The sequence below is a fragment of the Sanguibacter massiliensis genome (genome assembly GCF_900240335.1).
Taxonomy (GTDB): domain Bacteria; phylum Actinomycetota; class Actinomycetes; order Actinomycetales; family Cellulomonadaceae; genus Flavimobilis; species Flavimobilis massiliensis.
Genome location: NZ_LT964979.1, coordinates 2,709,384 through 2,729,184, shown reverse-complemented (window position 1 = coordinate 2,729,184; position 19,801 = coordinate 2,709,384). Strand labels below are relative to the sequence as shown.

The following is a 19,801-nucleotide window of genomic DNA, read 5'->3' as shown; positions in this document are numbered from 1 at the left end:
CGGGCTCGGCAAGATCGTGTAGGACGGACCTGCCGCTCCCCGTACCGGTCGTGCCCACCGCTCCGCCCCTCTCGTCATCGTCGCGACGCCTCAGCGGCGATACTCCTCGTAAACCCCGCCGAACGCCGCCGCCACCATCCCAGCACCGCGCGCGACAGTCCGCACGCCACGCGCCTGGTGGTCCGGCCTGCGCGCCACCGTGCCGAGCGTCGCGCGCAGCGCGCCACCCCCGATCCGCACGGCGCCCGCTGACGCTCCGCGAACCCTGTGCCGGAGCTGGGCGGGCACCGACGTCGCTTGATGCACCACGACCCGGACCCGCGAGTTCCCGCTGCGGAACGCTCGGCGCACCACCCAGCGTCGCGTCGCCCGCTCGGTCGGGACGACGTCGAACACGGGCGCCTCGTCGCACCAGAACAGCTGTCCGCCCGCTGCCGTCAGCTCACGGGTGAAGGCCGTGTCCGAGCCGCCCGAGACCCGGAACGCGTCGTCGAAGCGTATTCCGTGCCGCCGCACCGTCGGAAGATCGAGCAGCAGGTTGCCGGTTCCGGCAAGGGGCAGGACGGTCCCCGTCGGGTAACGCTTGCGCTCGAAGAACCGACCGGCCGCGATCCACGGGTCGAGCTCGCCCTCGATCTCGCCGAGCACCGGACCGACGACCCCCGCGCCGCCGTAGCGCTCGTGCGCGTCGAGCATCGTCCTCAGCCACCCCGGTGCGGGCAGCTCGTCGTCGTCGAGAAAGACGAGCACGTCCCCCGGTGCCTCGTCGAGCGCCCGGTTGCGCCCGGCGACGATGCCCGGCTCGGGCTCGTGGACGTAGCGAACCGGGGCGCCTTGTGCTCTCAAGGCGTCGACGACGGGTCGTGCGCTCGGCACGGAGTCGTTGTCGACGACGAGCACCTCGGCACCTGGCACGTCCACGACCTGCTCGAGGACGCGAGGGAGGGTGCTGGCCAGACCCTCAGGCCGCCGGAACGTGAGGATGCCGACCGTGATCCGGGCGTCCGTCACGGCACCTCCTCAACCACGAGGTCGTCCCACCCGACCGTGACCGTCGGCGAGCCGGCGGCGCCACCGACGTAGGCCTGGAGCCCGATACCGCCAGCCGACTGGAGGTCCGCCGTGGAGTCAGTCGTCGAGGCGAACCAGGCGCCGGGCTCGGCGGTGCCGTCGACCCAGGCCTTCGCTCGCACCGTCGTCGGGCTCGCGCCCGTCACCTGGAGCCGGATCCGGTACCGGACCGCAGGGTCGAACGTCAGACCCGGGATCACGCCGCCCGCGAGCGGTGCGATCGTCGCGACGCCTCTTCCGACGTGGAGCTGGAGAGAGTCGTCCGTGCCCACCCGGAGGCGGGCGACGTAGCCCGTGGTCCCGGACGTCCGGGCCGCGAGGGTCCAGAATCCCGTCCCGGCAGCACGGACGTCGGCACCGACGACGACCTCGGCGTCGACGTCACGGGCGCTGAGCGCCCCGAGCCGTGCGACGCGCGTCGCGCCCGGAGTGAGGGCCATGCGCCCCTCCCCCCCACCGACCGAGTAGGACGACTGGGGGTTCGAGGACGTCCAGGCACCGCCCGTCACGGCGCTCCCCCACCCGTTCGCCACGGTCCGCGCGAACGCGTCCTCGGCGAGGGCGCCGGCCGCCGGAGCAGTGACCGTGACGTCATGCGTCACCGAGTCCGTCGCGCCGTCGTCGTCGGTCACCGTGAGCCGCACCGTGTACGTGCCGGACGCACCGTACGTGTGCGACGGCGTCGCACCCGTCGCCGTCGACCCGTCACCGAGGTCCCACGTGTACGAGGCGATCGTCCCGTCCGGGTCGTCCGAGCCCCGGCCGTCGAGCTCGGCCACGAGACCCGCCGAGCTCGACGTGAACGCTGCCGTGGGGGCCACGTTCGCGGGCGGGGTGCCACCACCCGGCGCCGTCCCGGGCTCACCGGCCCAGAGGTCGTCCCACGCCGCCGTCACCCCGGGCGCGCCCGTAGCACCGCCGACGTAGACCTGCACGCCGATCCCGCCCGCCTGCTGGAGCTCGGCGGTCGAATCCGTCACGGTCGCACGCCAGTCCGCGGGCTCCGCAGTGCCGTCGACCCAGACCTTCGCGCGCACCGTCGTCGGGCTCGTGCCCGTCGTCTGGAGCCGGACGCGGTACCTCGTGCCCGGCTCGAACGTCAGGCCTGAGACCACACCGCCCGCGAGCGCCGTGATCGACGCGACGCCCCGGCCGACGTGGAGCTGGATCGATCCGTCCGTCCCGACGCGCAGCCGACCGACGTAGCCCGTCGTGCCGGTCGTCCGCGAGGCGAGGCTGATGAAGCCGGTTCCCGCCGGGAGCCGGTCGAGCGACACGGTCGCCTGGACCTCGACGTCCTGCGCCGAGACCGACGAGAGACGCGCGACCCGCGTCGCCCCCGCCGGAAGCGCCATGCGGCCTGTGCCGGTAGCCACCGAGAAGGCCGACGCTGGCGCACCGACGGTCCAGTCGCCGCCCGTCGGGGCCGTGCCCCAGCCGTTCGTCGCCGTCCGGCCGAACCCGTCCTCGACGGCCGCACCGCTCGGCTCTGCGACGGTGACGTCCTTCGTCATGACTCCGGTCGCGCCGTCGTCGTCCGTCACCGTGAGGGTGACCGTGTACGTGCCGGCTGCCGCGTAGGTGTGTGCAGCTGGTTTCTGGCCGGTCGCTCCCTGCCCGTCGCCGAACGTCCACGCGTACGACGCGATCGACCCGTCAGGGTCGTCCGACGCCGACGCGTCGACCGTGACGTCCAAACCCGACGTCGTCGCTGTGAAGGATGCCGTCGGCTCCACGTTCGCCGGCGGGGCAGCGACCTCGACCTGCCGGGTCGCGGTGTCGGTCGCGCCGCGGTCGTCGGTCACCGTCAGCGTCACGGTGTATGTGCCGTCGGCCGCGTACGTGTGGGACGACGTCTTCCCCGTCCCCGTGCTGCCGTCGCCGTAGCTCCACGCGTACGACGCGATCGTCCCGTCGGGGTCGTCCGAGTCGGACGCGTCGAGCGCGACCGCGAGATCGGTGACGTCCGCGCTGAACGCGGCCGTCGGCGACTCGTTCGGCACGACGCCCGAGCCGAGCGCGTAGTGGGACGCGACCGTCGCGTCGCTCAGCTGCTGCGCATAGATCGCGACCTCGTCGATGTCACCCGCGAGCGTCTGGGCGGACGAACCCCACGTGTTGTCGCCGCCGACGCGCCACCAGCCCGTGTAGTTCTCCGCGCGGGTCTGCGGGTTCGTGCCGACGAGCTCGCCGTCGACGTAGAGCCGCATGCCGTCCGCGCCGAGGCTCGAGACGACGTGATGCCACGTTCCGTCGTTGTACGCAGCGGTCGACGTCGCACGGTACTCCGCGCCACGGTAGACGCCGAAGACGATCCGGCCGTCGTCCTGCATGTAGGTGTGACGGTCGTAGCTCGTCGAGGTCGTCGACGTAGAGTTCCCGAACCCGACGATGCGACCGCCCTGGGTCGAGGTCGTCCGGATCCAGGCCTCCGTCGTGAAGCGTGTCGGGTTCGAGACCTGACGCGACCCGACGATGCGGGCCGGCGACGCAAGACGGAACGCGGAGTTTGCGACGCCGTTGAGCGCGCCGGGGACGCCGTACGTCACGGCGCCCGAGAGCGTGCCCGGCTGGCCCGACCGCGAGGCGTCCGCGACCGACGTGCCCGACGTCTCCGCGAGCCGCCAGAAGAGGGCAGGCTCGTCACCGTAGACGGCCGCTCCGTAAGCGTCGGCGGGTGCGACGGGCACCGTCACGGCGCGCTCGGCGGCCTCGTAGTGCTCGCGCACCTGCGCCGGGGTGAGGACCCGACCGTCGTAGAGCGCGACCTCGTCAACGTCGCCCGTGAGGCTCGCCGACGACGGCGCGGACGGCCAGGACCCGATCGAGTCGCCGCCGACCCGCCACACGCCGTTGTACGCGTCGGCCGTGCGGATGTCGTCACGCGCACCGACGAGGCGACCGTCGACGTAGAGCGAGAGCCCGCCCGCCTGGTCCATCGTCGCGGCGACGTGGTGCCACTGGCCGTCGTTGTAGCTCGACGGCGAGACCACCGTCGAGCGGCCGTACGTCGCGACGCCGAAGGCGACGCGCCCCTGCGAGTCGACGTAGACGTGACGGTCGTTCGTCCCGGAGTTCCCGGTCGACGACGAGCCGAAGCCGACGATGCGTCCGCCACGGGTCGAGGACGAGCGGAACCATGCCTCGACGGAGAACTCGATCGGGGCAGGTTCAGCGGTCGATGCCGCCGCCCATGACGTGCTCGTGCCCGACAGCGTCCGCGCGGACCCTTCCTGTCCTGTGAGCGCGGTGGCCGCGCCCGCCCCGACTCCGGCACGAGCCGTGAGGTTGCGGGTGCCGACGAGGTCCGTCACCGTCGTCCCGCTCGCGTCGTCCATCCGCCAGTAGGAGGAGGGCCCGTCCTCGAGGACCGTGCGCGCATAGGTTCCCAGGCTGCCCGAACCAGCGATCGTCACGTTCACCCAGTCCGACCAGGCAGCGTTGCCCGCGGCGTCGGTCGCACGTACGCGGTAGCGGTGCGACGACCCGGGCGCGAGCCCGCGATCGAGGAACGTCAGGGTCGGCAGTTTCCAGAACGACGCCGTCACCGTGCGCTCCTGGGCGATCGTCGACTGGTCGTCGCGGTAGAGCCGGTACGTGAGCTCCTCGTCGCCCCGGTCGAAGTTCGCGGGCCAGCGCACGAGCGCCGTGCCCGACGCGGGCGACGTGACGACGAGCCCGGCGTTCGCACCACCGTTCCTCGGCCCGTCGGTGTCCGGTGCGACGGTCCGCTTCGCAAAGCGCACGAGGCCCTGCTGCGGGACGTTGTTGACGCGGGTGAACTCGCCGCCTGCGACGAGATAGCCTGCACCCGCGGCGAGCGACCAGGGACCCTGCCCCTGCCCCGTGAAGGAACCTGTGTTGAACTCCGGGAACCAGTCGAGCATGTCGGGCCGCGGCTGGCCGTCGTGGTCGCCGTAGCCGTAGATGTCCGCGACGTTGGTGTCGTTCACCGCGGCCTTGGACACCGCGGTCCCGTAGCGCATGCGCCAGGGGTTCGTCTGGGGAAAACCTCCGGAGTTGGCGCAGTAGTGCTTGTGGCTCACGGTGTAGACGGCGTCGTCGAGCGGAGCGGTCGAGTACGAGTCGCCGTGGCAGTCCTCGACCCAGCTGAGAGAGCCGTCGGACCAGCGGCCCGCGAAGGTGCCCTCCGTGTTGCCGCCGGCTCCGAAGTGGTAGCCGGTGCCGTAGAAGTTGTCACCGTCCGAGGCGAGCGAGTAGATCGACGAGGAAGCGCCGCCGTTGCGGATCTCGGTGTTGATCGGCGTGGCGATCGTCGCGCCCGTCGTCCCCGAGACTCGAACAAGCCCGTAGCCCGAGTTCGACGAGCCACCGATCGTCGTGAAGCTCCCGCCGATGACGACGGAGCTGCCATCGGGCGAGACCTCGAGCGCCTGGACGCGACCGTCGTCGACCGCGACGGTGAACGGCAGCGTGCCGCCGCCGACAGGGTGGACCGCCGCGACCTTCTGCCGCAGGACGCCGTTGACGGTCGTGAAGATGCCGCCGACGTAGACGGCGCTCGACGACACGGTGACGTCGAGCACCGTCGCGTTGACGACGGGGCGGAACGGGAGCAGCGCCCCCGAGGCGACGTCGAACGCGGCCACGCGGTAGCGCGTGTCGCCTCCGATCGCCGTGAACGCACCAGCGACGTAGAGGGTCTTCCCGTCGGGCGACACCGCGAGTCCTCGGACGGCTCCGTTCGCGGCCGGCGCCCAGGGCAGGAGAGCACCTGTGCGCACGTCGTACGCCAGGAGGTTGCCGCGCGATTCGGTCTGCGTGCCGGCCGCGGCGCCGGGCGGGCGCGCCGTCGTGAACTCACCGCCGACGAAGACGGTCGTTCCGACAACGACCTGAGACCAGGCGACGCCGTCGATCTGAGCAGTCGGGAGACCCGTCGACCCCACGACCTCGGGCTTCGCCGAGCGGGCAGGTCCCGCGATGGTCCCTGAGTCGACTGTCGGGGACGCGACGGCGCTCGTCACGGGGACGAGCGCCCCGAGGAGAGTCGTCGCGACGACGGCGAGCACCGCGGCTCCCCGTCGTGCTCTGGTGCGGTGGTTCGTGCTCATGGGGACCTCGGAGTCTGAGGAGTGGTGGTGCAGGTCTGGGTGTGCCGGCGATCGTCCGGCGATGTCGGATCGGGAGGACGGGACCGCGTCCGATGGATGTCGTCTCCGCGCCGGGGAGCTGGTCCCCCGAGCCCGCCGGTTCACCGGGTGCCCTCGAAGACGACGACGCTCGGCGCGTCGGCGATGTCTACCTCGACCTCGAGGAGGCCGTCACGATGGTCCGTGCGGAAGACGTACGTGGCCTGGGCCGTGCCGTCACGCCCCAGGCTTGCGGGCAGTGCGACCGCTCCAGGACCCGAGAGCAGCGAGGTCGGGAGACGGTCCTTGCCGGTGTAGAGGTTGACGACCGCCCCGCGGAGGTCGACGACGCGTCCCGTACCGTTCGTGAGCTCGACGGTGACGCGCAGGGCCGCTCCTGCGACCTCCCCGGGTCCCTCGGCCGTGCCGTCGACGTCCTCGACCTCGACGAGCCGTGCGGAGAGCCCGGGGGCTGCGGCGGCGTCGTCACCGAGGTCGACGGGGGCGGCCCTGGGGCGCTCGACCGGGGCGACCGTCGCCAAGCCCTCCGACGGCTTCTTCGTCGGCGGCTTCTTCGTCGATGTGCCGTCCGTCGCCGGGGCTCCCGTACTGCCTTCCGACGAGGTCACGTCCGACGGCACCGCCGCAGGCGTGCCGTCGACTACGGTGCCGGCGGGGGTCGAGGCCGACGGGACGCCCGTGCCGGGCTCGGGAGCATCCGGGTCGCACGCGGCCGTGACGAGGACGAGCGGGACGCTGAGAAGCGCCGCTGCGAGCGCACGGCGTCCGTGCGACCACCTCGGTCCCGTTCCCTCGTCGGGTCCCCTCCGTCGTTCCATCCTGTGCACCCCTTGCTCACCCCGAGACACCACCTGCCGCAGCGTCACCTGATCCTCTGCGGCCACACCGGGGCGAGTGCCAGCGATAGGCCCGTGAGTCACCCGCCGCTCACCCGAGACTCACCTGGCACAACCCAGCGCATGCTCCCGGCCGTCGGTAGGTTGGCGAGGGCCGGGCAGGACCGCCCCGTGCCGGGAGAGGAACCATGAGAGCGCTCGTCGTCGTCAGCTATGGCTCGTCCGCCCTCGTCGCGACGAACCTCGCCGTGTGGAGGGACGCCGCGGACTCCGGCTGGCACGTCGTCATCGTCGACAACGCGACGACGCACGACGAGCGTGCCCGGATCACCGAGCTCGCCGCGACGCACGGCTGGACGCTCGTCTCGCCGGACGTCAACCTCGGCTTCGGCGGCGGCTGCGCCGCCGGGGTCGCGGCCGCGGGCGACGTCACGAGCATCCTTCTCCTCAACCCTGACGCGCAGGTCGACCGTGCGACGGCCGATGCGCTCGCCGACCGTGTCGAGGCCGACCCGGGGCTCATGGTCGCCCCGCGCGTGCACGACAGCGCGGGACGCCCCGGGTTCAGCGGAGCGCGGCTCGACGTCCGGGACGGGCGCTCGCGCGGCTGGAGCGCGTCTGGGGGCGTCCCGTGGCTCACCGGAGCGTGCCTCGCCATGGCCGCGGACGCGTGGCACAGGCTCGACGGGATCATGCCCGACTACTTCCTCTACTGGGAGGACGTCGACCTGGGCTGGCGCTGGAACGCGCTCGGCGGCCGGTCCGAGATCGCGGAGGACCTCCGCTGCGTCCACGACCCCGGTGGGACGCAGCGCGGCGCTGTCGCGTCCCGCGCGAAGTCGTCGACCTACTACTACTACGACACGCGCAACCGTCTCGTCTTCGCGCGGCGGCACCTCGCCGCGCGCGACCGCGCTCGCTGGGCGTTGCACGCGCCCGCCTACGCTTGGGCCTGCCTGCTCCGCGGAGGTCGACGCCAGCTCCGGCATCCCATGACGAGCCTGTGGCCCGTCGTGAAGGGAACCTGCGCTGGCCTCGTCGCTCTCGTCACGCCTTTGAGGCCCGCAGTACGCGACTGACCCTGTGCCCGGAGTCTCCCCGACCGAGGTCGGGGTGGCGACGGGGTGGGATGTTGGCCGGGCAGGCGCGCTCACCCCGTCCGCGTGGTTCGATCAGCAGGTGCCCTCGACAGGGCACGCCGGTCCGTACCTCGTCCGAGGTGTGACCGGGTGCGCGAACACCGGGGGGTGGACACGTGGAACTCATGGACTTCGTGACGATGCTGCGCAGGCGGTGGCTCGTCATCACGATCGTGGCAGTCGTCGGCGCGGCCACAGGCTTCGGGGTCGCCCGCTCGACACAGCCGCTCTACCGGTCGACGACGTCGTCGTTCGTGTCGCTCACGCAGGGATCGTCGGTCGCTGAGCTCGTCCAAGGGACGACGTACACGCAGAACCTCGTGCAGTCGTTCACCGGACTCGCCACGATGCCGGCGGTCCTCGACCCCGTCATCGAGGACCTCGATCTCACCCTGTCGGCCCGCTCCCTGGCCCGGACAGTCACGGCCACGACGCCGCTCGACACCATGTTTATCGAGATCACCGCGGTCTCACCCGACCCTGACGTCGCGGCCGCGACCGCGGACGCGGTCGCGGCGAGCCTCGCCCGGCAGGTCACCGAGATCACGCCCGGCTCCGCGGAGGAACCGATCGTGCGTCTCACCGTCGTCGCTCCCGCCGCACGGCCGAGCGTCCCGTTCACTCCCAACACCAAGCGCATGGTCGTGCTCGGCGGCGTGGGCGGTCTCGCGGTCGGTGTCCTCGGAGTGCTCGCCCTGTCGCTCTTCGACACCCGCGTACGCCGTACCTCCGACCTCCCGCAGCGCCCCGACGCCGTCGTCCTCGGCCTCGTCCCGCGCGACCGCGACGCCCGTCGGTGGCGGCCCGCGATCGTCACCGAGCCCGACGGCCACGTCGCCGAGTCCTACCGGCGCGTTCAGACGAACCTCCAGTTCATTAGTGCTGCGAACAAGGTCCGTTCGTTCGTCGTCTCCTCGTCGGTCGCCGGCGAGGGACGCTCGACCGTCGCGATCAACCTCGCCTCAGCCCTCGCCGAGAAGGGTGCACGAGTCCTCCTCGTCGACGCCGACCTGCGGAGCCCGTCCCTCTCCGAGCACATGGGCCTCGACCCCCACGACGGACTCACGACCATCCTCGTCGGCGCCGCGGAGCTGCAGGACGTCACGCATGCGTGGGGTCCCGAGGGGCTCGAGGTCGTCGTCGCAGGAGAGCTCCCCCCGAACCCGGCACAGCTCATCGACTCGTCCGCGATGCAGGCGTTCCTCGACGAGGCGCTCGCGTCGTACGACGCGGTGGTCCTCGACGCCCCTCCCCTGCTGCCGTTCACGGACGCGGCGGTGCTCGCACGGCACACCGACGGCCTCCTCATGGTCGTCGGGGCGACGCGCGTACGCCGCACCCAGGTCGCGACCGCAATGTCGATGCTCGACACGATCGACGCGACGTGCCTCGGCATCGTCCTCAACGGCGCAACGGTGCTCGAGTCAGGCACACGGCACCGTGCCACCGCGGCCCGTGTCGCCCGTTCGCGTCCGACCTCGTCGGCTGGGCCTCGCGCATCCCGCCGTGCGGCACGCCCCGAGAGGCAGCCAGCGCCCGGGCCTGCCACGACCTCGGCCGCGGGCCGCACAGGGGGTCACAAACGCCGCGCGGCCACGGTCGACAGTCGGACCCCGGCCGACTCTCGGGGCGGCGGCGGTCCCGAACTCGCACCCGTCACGTGACGCCGCCACGCCCCGTGGCACGGAACCGTCCCGCGCGACGCCCCGCCTTCCAGCGCCAGAGCGTTGCGGCCCGCCGAGCGCGGGGCGCCGCGGAGAGCGTCGTGCACCGCAGCGCCTGACGGGGACGAGCCAGCCATGCTGCGGACGGGACCGGCCACTGTCGCACCAGCCTCGTCGCACCAGCCTCGTCGTGCTCCCCGCGTCGTCGTGGTGCTCCCCGCGTCGTCGTGGTGCTCCCCGCGTCGTCGTGGCGCTCCCCGCGTCGTCGTGGCGCTCCCCGCGTCGTCGTCCGCCGTCGCCTAGCGACGGCGGACGAGAGCAGCGCGGACGACGTCGACGACGTCAGCGGCGTCCCGCCGGATCGGCGCCAGCACGAGGGCCGCCACGAGCAGAACCGTTCCGGCAGCAAGGCCGACGAGCAGCGCGAGCCACGCAGGACCGTCGACGAGCAACGTCCCGACGTGCGCGCCGAGCGCCACGACGGCGCCGACCCCGAGGATGTGCAGCGCCCCGACCGCGAGCCGCCGCCCTGGGATCGGGGCGTGGCGAGACAGCCACACCAGCGACAGCGGCCACTCGAGCGTGTGCGCGAGGGTGTAGGCCGCCGCGACACCGACGACACCCCACGTGCTGCCCACAACGACGAGCACGACCTTGAGCGCGACCGTGAGGAGCGTGTAGCGGAGCAGCAACGAGGAGAGACCGAACACGAGATAGACCCAGTAGCAGACGTACGCGAGCGTCTGCAGGAGCGCCGACGTCGCCATGAACCGGACGAGCGGAGCAGCACCGTCCCACCCGTCGCCGAGAAGCACCTCCGTCGCCGAGCCAGCCGTCCCGACGAGCATCGCCGCCCCGATCATCACGGGGTATGCGAGCGCGAGCTGGGCACGCACCAGATAGCGCCGGAGCCGCTCAGGCTCCTCGACGAGCCGGGACAGCACGGGCAGCGCGATCGTCGTCGTCGGCGACCTCACCTGCGAGACCGGCGTCATGACGAGCCTGTAGGCGCGGTCGTACAGACCGAGCGCGGTCGGCCCCAGACGCGTGCCGATGACGAGGGCGTCGACGTTGTTACCGATGTAGACGGCGATCTGGGAGGCCGCGAGGCTCCCACCGAACCGCCACAGCTCGCCCATAGGCACGCCGCGGCGAGGCCTCGACGGCACCCACCGGCACAGCGCGGCGCAAGCGACGAGGACGACGAACGACTGCGTGACCTGCTGCGCGGCCAGCGCCCCGACGCCTGCGCCCCCGACCGCGAGCACGATCGCGACGACCGCGCCCGCGACCTGGGATCCCACGTCGACCGCAGCGAGCGAGCCGAAGCGGAGCCGCCGCTGGAGGTCCGCCCGCAGTTGCGCCGCGAGCCCGTTGAGGAGGAAGACGACAGCCACCAGGCGAGCGACCGGAACGACGTCGTCCCGGCCGAAAATCGCGCCGACGAGAGGCGCGCTGACGACCAGCGCGGTCATGAGCGCTGCACCGATGAGCGCGTTCGCCCAGAAGAGGTTGGAACGCTGCGCCTCCGTGAGGGTCCGCGTCCGGACCGCAGCGGTTGAGAGCCCGAGATCGCGCACGACCTCCCCAACCCCGACGACGACGAGCACCATCGCGATGACCCCGTAGTCGGAAGGAGTGAGGAGCCGGGCGAGCACGACGACCGAGAGCATCTGCACCACGACACGCGCCACCTGGCCGGCAACCGTCACCCCTGCACCGCGCGCGGCGCGACGTCCCAGCTCCTCCACGTGCTCCCCGTCCCCCGCGTCGTTCTGCGACCTGCCGCGAGTCTAGGACCGTGCCACGGTCCGGACCTGCGGGATCAGGGGTGAGTGCCAGGCGATCCTTGCGTCGTGCGGGGCGGGGGCTGGGTGAGACCACCGGCTTCCGCACACCCCCGGACCTACGGTGGAGGTGACCGTTCCGCGACGCCTGGAGGCTCAGCCGTGCCGCACCTGCTCGTCGCCCACCCGTCCGCCGACGTCTACGGGAGCGACCTCCAGCTGCTCGAGACGGTCGTGGCCGTGCGTGAGGTCGGGTGGGCGGTGACGGTGACGCTGCCCGGCCCGGGACCTCTCGTCTCACGGCTCGAGGACGTGGGAGCGGCGGTCGTCGTCGATCCCCGGACACCCGTCCTGAGGAAGTCCGCTCTCACGCCGCACGGTCTTGTCCGCCTCGGTGCGATCGCGCTGCGCGCAGCTGTCACGGGTCGTGCGACGCTGCGTCGGATGCGCCCCGAGGTGGTGCTCGTCAATACCGTGACGATCCCCACGTGGCTGGTCGCGGCGCGACTCGCACGCGTCCCGGCGGTGTGCCACGTCCACGAGGCGGAGGACGGGGTGCCGCGGCTCCTCCAGCGCGCGCTAGTCGCGCCGCTGCGCCTCGCATCGACGCTTCTCGTCAACTCGCGTGCGTCCGCCGACGTGCTCACGGCGGTCGACACCCGGCTCGGCAACCGCATCACCGTCGTCCACAACGGGGTCCCGGACGCCGGCCCCCCCGCCCCGCTGCGCGCACGACGGGCGGGCGATCCCGCTCGTCTCGCGCTCGTTGCGCGCATCTCCCCCCGGAAGGGTGTCGACGTCGCGCTCGAAGCGGTCGCCCTGCTGAGGGCGGAGGGACGCGACGTGACGCTCGACGTCTGCGGCACGCCGTTCCGCGGCTACGAACCGTTCGAGGCAGAGCTCCGCGCTCGGGCCGCGCAGCCGGACCTCGCGGGAGCGGTCCGCCTGCTCGGTTACGTGTCTCCGACCCGTCCGACGCTCGACGACGCCGATATCGTGCTCGTGCCCTCACGACAGGAGCCGTTCGGCAACACCGCCGTGGAGGCGCTCCTCGCGGGGCGTCCGCTCGTCGCGAGCGCGACGCAGGGCCTCACGGAGATCGTCACGCCAGGACGCACCGGGCTGCTCGTCCCGCCAGGCGAGGCACGCGCGCTCGCACAGGCCGTCGCGACACTGCTCGACGACCCCGAGCACGCCGCCCGAATCGCCACGACTGGCCGTGCGGAGGCAGTCCGCCGCTTCGGTGTCGAACGCTACCGCGCGACCGTCCGAGAGTCCCTCGCCACCTTGGCCTCAGGACTGAACCCGGCCGACGGCTCCGCAGCACTCACGGGGCGGGCGGCCGACCCTGCAGTCCGGGCCGAGGTGCTGCCGCCGGACCTCCCCGCTGCCGACAGGCAGTCCGGCCCCGGAGACCTGGACGCCGTGCCGCGGTCCGCGAACGTCACCGACCCGCACGCAGCACCGCACGTCCGGCGAGGTTCGCACGCGACGCTCACTGTCGTCATCCTCACCTACCGGCGAGACGCCGAGCTCCGCCGATCACTCGCTGCGGTGACCGCGCACGTGCGCGCGCTCCCCGACTTCCTGCCACGCACCGAGGTTCTCGTCGTCGACAACGACCCTGCGGGCGGTGCCGACGCGACGGTCGCCGCGCTCGCGGCGGCGTCGCGCAGGGCCGGCGGTCCCCACGTGCGTTACGTGCACGAGCCGCGGCCCGGGATCGGCGCGGCGCGTGCACGTGCGCTCGCCGAGGTGACGACCGACCTGCTCGTCTTCCTCGACGACGACGACGAGCCGGGCGAGACCTGGCTCGAACCGCTCGTCGCCACGTGGGCGCGGACCGGGGCGACGCTCGTCTCAGGCGCGATCGTCGCGAGGTGGGAGGTCGACCCGGACCCGTGGACCGAGGCCGGGGCGTTCTTCCGACGCCCCGTGCTCCCGACCGGGACGCCGCGCCGGAGCGCACCGACGGGCAATCTCCTCGTCGATGTTGCCGGCGTGCGGTCGCTCGGCCTCACCTTCCGGGCGGACCGCGGTCTCCGAGGCGGCGAGGACACGCTCTTCACCCGTGAGGTCACGTCGTCGGGCGGGTCCCTCGTCGCGTGCGCGGAGTCCGTCGTCATCGACCGTGTCCCTGCGGAACGGTCTGAACGCCGCTGGCTGCTCGCGCGGGTCCGTAGCCACGCCGCGACCTCTGTCGACGTCGAGGTCCAGCTCGCGAACGGGGCTGTGGCCCGCACGCGCGTCCGCGCTGCCTCAGCGGGCCGCGGAGCCATGGTCACGGTGCGCGGCGCGCTCAGGCTCGTGGCAGCACGGGGGAGGGACACGAAGGACGTGCAAGCGCGCCGCGACCTGGCGCGCGGCGCAGGTCTCGTCGCCGGCGCGTGGGGCGTGCATCACGAGGCCTACCGACGCGACGAGAACCCGCTCAGCACGACGGCACCTGCCACGGACGGGGCCGTGGCAGGTGCCGCGAGCTTCGACGCTCGGAGCAGGTCGAGGGCGCGCGTCAGCCGTTCTTGATGGCGAACGCCCGGCCGTCGGTGAACGTATTCCCCGTCGCGGTGATGACCGTCGTCTTCGGGCGGATGACCGCGCACGACGCGATGCGCTGGTTCGTCCCGAACTCGTTGTCGGTGATCTTCACCCCGGCGAGCGGACCATAGCCCTTGGATCCTTCGGTGATGTTGATCGTGCACCCACCGTGGTCGAGGAAGTTGCGCGAGATGTTGAGGTCAGCCACTGCGCCGAGCGCCTGCGTCACCTGGACGGTGGCGTTGTTCGCGGAGCGCATCGTCGAGCCGGTGATCGAGATCCGCTTGCCCGACTGGATCTGGACGTTGTCCGCGTGCGACTCCTGGCCACCGTGGTTCGGGTCGTTCTTGTAGTAGAGGTTGCCCTCGAAGACCGAGTCCTTGATCGTCACGTCGTCGCCCTTGATGGTCACCTGATCGATGACGTTCGTGATCTTCACGCGCTCGAGGGTGAAGCCTGCGCCGATGACACCGTTCATCCACGACGACGCGATCGTCGGGCGCATCTCAGAGTCAACAACCTTGAGGCCAGTGTTTCCTTCGGTGTTCCACAGCATGAAGTAGTTGCGGGTCGGTGCGGTCGTGGTTCCGACGAACAGGGAGTTCCGGATCGTCACATTGTTCGCGCGGATCTTCAGCTCACCGGTGATGACCTTGTTCTCGATGACTGTGCCGGCCGTCCAGATCGTCATGGGGCCGGTGTAGGCGGTGCGAGTCGGCACGACAGCGGTGGGAGTTGACGGCGGGGTCGTCGGCTTCGGCGCGGCAGTAGGCGCGGGCGTGGACGTGGGCTTCGGCGCGGCAGTAGGCGTGGACGTGGGCTTCGGCGCCGCAGTAGGCGTCGGCGTGGGCTCCGGCGCGGCAGTAGGCGTGGACGTGGGCTTCGGCGCGGCAGTAGGCGTCGACGTGGGCTTCGGCGCGGCAGTAGGCGTCGACGTGGGCTTCGGGCGTCGCATCGCGGCGGCGAGGTCGTTCTTGGCCTTCGTCAGTGCCTTGGCCGTCTTGGTCTTGGCAGCGAGCGCGTCGGCCACCCTGGTCTTCGCGCGCGTGTACTCGGACAGTGCTTTCGACCTGGCCTTCTCCGCGCGGCGCGACTCGGCGGTCGCGGACTTCAGCGCCTTCGAGGTCTTCGTGAGCTTGGCCCGCGAGATGCTCGCACCGCCGACCCCGCGACGGGAGGCGTTCTTCTTGGCGGCGACGTACTTCTTCTTGGCGATCGTGTAGTTCTTGGCGGCGGTGGCGCGCTTGGCTGCAGCCTTCTTCGCTGCCTTGCGCTTCGCGGTGACCTTGGCGGCCGCACTCTTCTTGGACTTCTCGGCGCGCTTGACGCTCGCTGCGGCGCGCTGGTCCGCGTCGGTCGCGTTCTTCACCGCGGAGGTCGCTGCCGCGACGGACATCGTCGTCCCTGCGGCGCTCGCGGTCGTCACCGCGACCATCGGCACCGCGAGCACGGCCGCAAGGAGTGCGGCAGCGCCTCGTCGGCGCAGCTGGCTGAAGCTGTTCACGTTCGGTCTCATTCGCTCGGGGTCATCGGCCCCACCCCGTCCACGGCGGATGCTGTGTCCGCGACGCACCGGGGTGCGCCTGTCATGGATATCGGTGGTTGCCTGGGCGAAATTGAGACTAGGAAGGGCGAGAGTTGGAAATCTGTGACCTACGACCGGTTGTGATGGCGGTCTCCTCGGCTGCGGAAGGGGGGGTTGCCAAGCAGCGAAAACCGTGACTATGGAGACGTTTGGACGGCGGCAACACCGCGACCTGCAAAGATCACCCGGTCCTCACTCCGCACCTCACCCCACTGACTGCTATGGATCACCCTCGAGGGCTCTCCGGCGCGTTCTGGTGAGGAATGTCACGCCACGGCAGCCGTCCAGCCAGTGGGACGTACCACGTCGCAGAGCGGACGTTTCGACAGCGCCGCGACAGCGCAGCGACCGGACGACGAACAGCGTGCCGTGACCCTGGGTGGGGTCACGGCACGCTGTCGAGCACGCGCAGGCGTCTCAGTCCTGGGGAGCGCCGAGCCCTCGGACGTCCCGATACCACTTCACGCACGCTGCCGCGGTGAAGAAGGCCGTCGCCACGACGATCACCGTGTAGACGCCGAGGAACCACGGCAACGAGCCAAGCATGACGAACGCGAGGCACAGCACGCCGTAGTCGGTCGGGACGACGAGGAGCGCCCGCAGGTCGGGGCCGGTCCCTCCCGCGGCCGCCTGCGACCTCACGCCGACCGCGCGGCGCAGCTGCTCGGTGAGGATCATCGCGAAGAAGAGGACCGCGCCGACCACTGCATGGGCGATCGGCACGAGCAGCCAGGCGTCGGGCACCGCCTCGGTGCGGTAGAGACCGACGACGAGTGCGAGCGGGAGCGCCGAGATCTTCGTCGCGTCGACGACGTGGTCGAGCCACTCCCCTGCGGCGCTGCCCGTCCCGGTGAGCCGCGCGACCTGCCCGTCAGCCGAGTCGAACGCGTAGCCGAGCACGAGGCACAGGCACACCGCGACGCCGAGCGCCCACGACGGTGACCCGAGCGCGAGCAGGGCGATCCCCGCGAACGTGAAGAGAGCACTCACGCCCGTCACCTGGTTGGGCGTGAGCCGGACGCTCGCGGCCCACGCCGCGAGAACCCTGCCGAGCCGACGGTTGACGTAGCGCGAGTAGGCGGGCGCCGAGCGCGCAACGCCCTTCTGCGCGGCGGCGAGTTCGCGGTACGCCCCGCGGAACGTCCGCCGCGCCGGGGCGGTGCGCGCGGCGCTGGCCGTCGTCGAGGTCGCCCTGCGTCCCGTCACGGTGTGCCCACCGCCCACTGCGGTGCGGCGAGCCTGCGGGCACGCTGCGGCCCGGGAACCCGTCCCTCGACGAGGCACGTCGCGAGGTGCTCGTACCGCGACGCGACGTCGTCCCAGTCGTAGTCGCGCGAGCGCTCCGCGAGCGCGCGGCCACGGGCCGCGACGTCCGCGGCGTCAGCCTCCGCACCCTCGAGCAGTGCCGCGAGCGCCGCCGCGTCGCCGAAGAATCGACCGGCGTCGCGCAGGACCTCCCGGTTGAAGACGACGTCGAACGCGAGCGTCGCGGTGCCCGCGCCGATCGCACGCAGCAGCGACGGGTTCGTGCCACCGACCGAGTGGCCGTGGACGTACGTCGTCGCGCCCGCGTAGAGCGCGTCGAGCAGCTCCGCGTCCCACACTCCGCCGAGGAACCGGACGCGCGGGTCGTCGGCCGCGGCCGCCGTGACGCGGCGCGTGTACGTGTCGTCGTACGGCGCCGAGCCCACGACGACGAGCGGGCGTCGGGCTCCCGACCGCACGTAGCCCTCGACCGCGAGCTCGACGTGGTTCTCGGGCTCGAAGCGCGCGACGACGAGGTGGTAGCCGTCGGGAGAGAGCCCGACGTCGGCGAGCCGCGCGAGCTTCGCCTCGACGTGCGGGGCGCCGTACGCGATGAGCTGCGTCTCGGCAGCGAACTCGTCCCGGTAGTAGTCGGCGATGCCCTGCGCGTCCGCAACGAGCGCGTCGGACCATCGCACGGCGACCTGCTCGGCCCAGCGGTAGTAGCGGCGGCCGGTCCCGGACCACTTGGCTCGGCGCCACTCGAGGCCGTCGACGTGCGTCGCGACGGGGATGCCCCGGACACGAAGCAGGGGCAGGAACGGCGCGTTGGCAGCGTTGAAGACGAAGGCCACGTCCGTGCGGCGCGCGACGAGGTGCGCCGCGGAGAGCGCCGTGTGGCTGAGGGTCTCGAGGCTGCGACGGCGCAGCGCCGGCAGATGGACGAGCGACATGCCGCCGAACGCGTCAAGGTCACCCGCGTCGCCGCCGTTGCCCCGCCGGCAGTAGACACGGACATCGTGCCCTCGCGCCGCGAGGCGCGTCCCGATCTCCTCGACCGCGGTCTCGAACCCGCCGTACCGTGCGGGCGCGCCGCGCGTCCCGACCATGGCGATGCTCAGTCCAGCACGCTCGTGCCCCACGTCCCGACCCCCCGGGTGTCAGACGCTGCCCGCAGCGCCGGACCCGCTGACGCAGGCCCGAACCCAGCATGCTGCGCCCAGGGACGTGACACGACCGAAGCAGGCGGACGTCACCCGAGGTCCACCCCGTGGTGGTGGCTGCTCACCCCGCGGACGCCGTCACGCGACTCCGTGCGCTCACGCAGGCGCGTGGAACTTCCCCTGGGCCGCGAGCAACCCCTGGGTGACGAGCATCTCGGCCGCGTCCGCCGCGGCGTCGAGGAGGAACGGCAGCTCCTTGCGCTCGGTCGACCCAAAGTCCCTGAGGACGTAGTCGGCCGTGTCCATACGCCCCGGAGGCCTCCCGACGCCGACGCGCACCCGCAGGTAGTCCTTCGTGCCGAGGGCGCGCGTGATGTCGCGCAGCCCGTTGTGGCCGCCCTCGCCGCCGCCGAGCTTGAGCCGTACGTCGCCGAAGGGGATGTCGAGCTCGTCGTGGACGACGACGAGCCGCTCGGGCGGCACGCCGAAGTAACCGGCGAGGGCCTTGACGGGTCCGCCCGACGTGTTCATGTACGACTGCGGCTTCGCGAGGACGACGCGCGGCCCGGGGACGCCACCTGGGCCGAGCCCGAGCCGTGCCTCGGCCGCGACCGTCTGCGAGCGGTGCGTCGCGAACCGCACGCCGCAGCGCGCGGCGAGCTCGTCGAGCACCATCTGCCCGGCGTTGTGGCGGTTGCCCGCGTACTTCGGGCCGGGGTTGCCCAGCCCGATGATCGCCCAGGGTCCGTCGGTCATGGGAGTCCTCCTCGGGCGCTCGCGCGCCCGTGCGATGGAAGTGGCGGGTGGGATGCAGAACGCCCGGCACCCCGCAGGGGCGCCGGGCGTTCAGGCACGGTGGAGCGGTGAGGCTCAGGCCTCGGCCGGCTCCTCGGCGGAGTCCGCGGACTCGACCGGGCCGCGCACCTCGGAGATGATGACGATGTCGCTGTCGGGGTCGTTGACGAGCGAGGCGCCGTCCACGAGGACAAGGTCCTTGCCGTAGACGACGGTGCCTGCGGTGAGGCCCGTGATGTCGACCTCGATCGAGTCGGGGAGGTTCGTCGCCTCGGCCTCGACCTGGACCGAGAGCTGCTCGACGACGTGCATCGTCGCGGGGGCGGGCTCGCCGACGACGACGATCGGAACCTCGACGATGACCTTCTCGCCCTTCTTCACGAGGAGGAGGTCGATGTGCTCGATCTCGCGGCGCACGGCCTCGACCTGCACGTCACGGACGATCGCGAGCTTGACGTCGCCCTCGACGTCGATCTCGAAGAGCGCGTTCTTGTGGCGGACGAGCGCGAGGTACGTCTCGTGCGTCGGGAGCGACACGTGGAGCGGGTCCGAGCCGTGCCCGTAGAGGACGGCGGGCACGCGACCCTCGCGGCGGGTGCGGCGCGCCGCACCCTTGCCGAAGTCGGTGCGGAGGACGGCGGAGAGCTTGACGTCAGACATGGGTGCTCCTGCGGAGTTCGGGAGACCGGGAACGGTAGCGGGACCCGGTGGGCGGTGCCTCGGCGCGGGGCGCATGACGGACGCGCGCGAGCGGACCGCCCAGTCGATCACGGATCGTCGGTGGGGCGGATCTCCCGCCCTCCGGGGCACGCACTAGGCGGCCCGTCAGACATCCCTCGCCGAGGCAACCTGCCCAGGATACAC

At 72.0% G+C, this 19,801-nt stretch carries 12 protein-coding genes; 3 read left to right on the top strand and 9 right to left on the bottom strand.

Annotated features, from left to right (window positions below; translation table 11 throughout):
- Positions 1–90: 90 nt before the first annotated feature.
- The 3 genes from C1729_RS12580 to C1729_RS12570 form a co-directional block, all read right to left on the bottom strand.
- Positions 91–1,011 (bottom strand): glycosyltransferase family 2 protein, encoded by a 921-nt coding sequence (locus tag C1729_RS12580; RefSeq protein WP_102510252.1) that lies wholly within the window; start codon positions 1,009–1,011, stop codon positions 91–93.
- Positions 1,008–6,146, bottom strand: a complete 5,139-nt coding sequence (locus C1729_RS12575) for a PKD domain-containing protein (protein WP_102510251.1) — start codon at positions 6,144–6,146, stop codon at positions 1,008–1,010. Before C1729_RS12575 ends, C1729_RS12580 begins: the two co-directional genes overlap by 4 nt.
- A gap of 140 nt (positions 6,147–6,286) precedes the next feature.
- Positions 6,287–7,003 (bottom strand): hypothetical protein, encoded by a 717-nt coding sequence (locus C1729_RS12570; protein ID WP_102510250.1) that lies wholly within the window; start codon positions 7,001–7,003, stop codon positions 6,287–6,289.
- Positions 7,004–7,209: 206 nt separating this feature from the next.
- Between C1729_RS12570 and C1729_RS12565 the strand changes: the two genes are divergently transcribed.
- Both C1729_RS12565 and C1729_RS12560 read left to right on the top strand, forming a co-directional pair.
- Positions 7,210–8,100: a glycosyltransferase family 2 protein gene (locus tag C1729_RS12565; protein WP_102510249.1), complete on the top strand. Its 891-nt coding sequence runs from the start codon at positions 7,210–7,212 to the stop codon at positions 8,098–8,100.
- A 185-nt stretch (positions 8,101–8,285) separates the two neighbouring features.
- Positions 8,286–9,824 (top strand): tyrosine-protein kinase domain-containing protein, encoded by a 1,539-nt coding sequence (locus tag C1729_RS12560; RefSeq protein WP_102510248.1) that lies wholly within the window; start codon positions 8,286–8,288, stop codon positions 9,822–9,824.
- 299 nt (positions 9,825–10,123) lie between these two features.
- Here C1729_RS12560 and C1729_RS12555 read toward each other — a convergent pair whose 3' ends face one another.
- Complete coding sequence (locus tag C1729_RS12555; protein WP_102510247.1) at positions 10,124–11,575, bottom strand: lipopolysaccharide biosynthesis protein; 1,452 nt, start codon at positions 11,573–11,575, stop codon at positions 10,124–10,126.
- A 198-nt stretch (positions 11,576–11,773) separates the two neighbouring features.
- On the opposite strand from C1729_RS12555, the gene C1729_RS12550 reads away from it, so the two are divergent.
- Positions 11,774–14,137: a glycosyltransferase gene (locus tag C1729_RS12550; RefSeq protein ID WP_102510246.1), complete on the top strand. Its 2,364-nt coding sequence runs from the start codon at positions 11,774–11,776 to the stop codon at positions 14,135–14,137.
- Here C1729_RS12550 and C1729_RS14670 read toward each other — a convergent pair.
- The 5 genes from C1729_RS14670 to C1729_RS12525 form a co-directional block, all read right to left on the bottom strand.
- The gene (locus C1729_RS14670) at positions 14,124–15,653 is read right to left on the bottom strand and encodes a hypothetical protein (protein ID WP_165375504.1); all 1,530 of its coding nucleotides are present in this window, start codon (positions 15,651–15,653) and stop codon (positions 14,124–14,126) included. The genes C1729_RS12550 and C1729_RS14670 overlap by 14 nt on opposite strands.
- A 498-nt stretch (positions 15,654–16,151) precedes the next feature.
- Positions 16,152–16,940: a CDP-alcohol phosphatidyltransferase family protein gene (locus C1729_RS12540; protein WP_102510245.1), complete on the bottom strand. Its 789-nt coding sequence runs from the start codon at positions 16,938–16,940 to the stop codon at positions 16,152–16,154.
- Positions 16,937–18,088 (bottom strand): DUF1972 domain-containing protein, encoded by a 1,152-nt coding sequence (locus C1729_RS12535; RefSeq protein WP_102510244.1) that lies wholly within the window; start codon positions 18,086–18,088, stop codon positions 16,937–16,939. The genes C1729_RS12540 and C1729_RS12535 overlap by 4 nt, the downstream gene beginning before the upstream one ends.
- A gap of 210 nt (positions 18,089–18,298) precedes the next feature.
- Positions 18,299–18,898, bottom strand: coding sequence for an aminoacyl-tRNA hydrolase (pth, locus tag C1729_RS12530; protein ID WP_102510243.1), 600 nt, complete (start codon positions 18,896–18,898; stop codon positions 18,299–18,301).
- 114 nt (positions 18,899–19,012) lie between these two features.
- On the bottom strand, positions 19,013–19,597 hold the full coding sequence (locus C1729_RS12525; protein WP_102510242.1) for a 50S ribosomal protein L25/general stress protein Ctc: 585 nt from the start codon (positions 19,595–19,597) through the stop codon (positions 19,013–19,015).
- Positions 19,598–19,801 lie beyond the last annotated feature (204 nt).

Coding starts and splice junctions, on each gene's coding strand:
- C1729_RS12525 (WP_102510242.1), bottom strand. CDS start 19,597: ATGTCTGACGTCAAGCTCTCCGCCGTCCTCCGCACCGACTTCGGCAAG.
- C1729_RS12575 (WP_102510251.1), bottom strand. CDS start 6,146: ATGAGCACGAACCACCGCACCAGAGCACGACGGGGAGCCGCGGTGCTC.
- C1729_RS12570 (WP_102510250.1), bottom strand. CDS start 7,003: ATGGAACGACGGAGGGGACCCGACGAGGGAACGGGACCGAGGTGGTCG.
- C1729_RS12560 (WP_102510248.1), top strand. CDS start 8,286: ATGGACTTCGTGACGATGCTGCGCAGGCGGTGGCTCGTCATCACGATC.
- C1729_RS12535 (WP_102510244.1), bottom strand. CDS start 18,088: ATGGTCGGGACGCGCGGCGCGCCCGCACGGTACGGCGGGTTCGAGACC.
- C1729_RS12565 (WP_102510249.1), top strand. CDS start 7,210: ATGAGAGCGCTCGTCGTCGTCAGCTATGGCTCGTCCGCCCTCGTCGCG.
- pth (WP_102510243.1), bottom strand. CDS start 18,898: ATGACCGACGGACCCTGGGCGATCATCGGGCTGGGCAACCCCGGCCCG.